The following is a 476-nucleotide window of genomic DNA, read 5'->3' on the forward strand; positions in this document are numbered from 1 at the left end:
GCTGTAAGTTTGTGACGCTTTCAGAGCGATTTACAGGGCATAAAAAGCAACTTTGATTTCACCCTTAAAACACAACCAACGCGCCATTTCTTACAAACTCATTCCGCGATCACCTATCTCACGATCAAGACCTATCGATTGTTCTTGTTGTAACGCTTTTCCAACTGCTGGAGATGCGCGCTCAAGCTCTCGACTTGCCTGCTCAAGTTGCTGACTTGCTGACGGAGTTCGTTGTTCTCTTTCGAGGTAGTCTCGAACATTTGTACTAACCCGTTGTAAGACGTTACAAAGTCGTTGTGTTGTTTCTCGTGTTGAGTCTGCAATTGCTCGAATGCGTTCAATAATTGGGTTTCTAACTCGGTCATTTTCTAGTACCCCTCTGGTATGAACATCGGTCTGTCGTCGCTGTTTCTCGTCCAATTGCCACTGTCCTCGGCTGCTGCTATGCAGATCCGTTCTCCGCACAAGTTCAGGTG

1 pseudogene is annotated in these 476 nt (G+C 46.4%); it reads right to left on the reverse strand.

Going from position 1 to position 476, the window contains the following annotated elements:
- Positions 1–90 precede the first annotated feature (90 nt).
- A pseudogene (locus tag BCT34_RS24610) lies at positions 91–476 on the reverse strand (mobilization relaxase); the annotation flags it as partial.

The organism is Vibrio sp. 10N.261.45.E2 (genome assembly GCF_002875705.1).
Classification (GTDB): Bacteria; Pseudomonadota; Gammaproteobacteria; order Enterobacterales; family Vibrionaceae; genus Vibrio.